Below are 259 nucleotides of genomic sequence, written 5' to 3'. Positions count from 1 at the left end.
CCGGCCCGCAAGCTATCGGCGGCACTGGCCGCTGGCTGCAGCGTCATCATCAAGCCCGGCGAGGAAAGCCCGGCGACGGCGCTCGCGCTTGCCCGCGCACTCGACGATGCCGGTCTGCCCAAAGGCGTGCTGCAGGTCGTCTTCGGCGTGCCCGACGAGGTCGTTTCCTGGAACAGGTTTTCGCCCTTCGCATCGAGACCAGTCGGGTTGATGAACGTGGCGACCTGCAACGAGCCGATCTGCGTCGTCGCCGTCGAGC

Annotated in this window: 2 pseudogenes; one reads left to right on the top strand and one right to left on the bottom strand. The window is 67.6% G+C overall.

Going from position 1 to position 259, the window contains the following annotated elements:
- Nucleotides 1-163 (top strand): annotated as a pseudogene (locus SB753_RS38675) (aldehyde dehydrogenase family protein); the annotation flags it as partial.
- Here SB753_RS38675 and flgG read toward each other — a convergent pair.
- Nucleotides 135-259 (bottom strand): annotated as a pseudogene (flgG, locus tag SB753_RS38670) (flagellar basal body rod protein FlgG); the annotation flags it as partial. The pseudogenes SB753_RS38675 and flgG sit on opposite strands and share 29 nt — an antisense overlap.

It is taken from the genome of Paraburkholderia sp. SIMBA_053 (genome assembly GCF_046534895.1).
Classification (GTDB): Bacteria; Pseudomonadota; Gammaproteobacteria; order Burkholderiales; family Burkholderiaceae; genus Paraburkholderia; species Paraburkholderia caledonica.
Note: the sequence above shows the minus strand (reverse complement) of the source record. Positions and strands in the feature narration are given on the sequence as shown.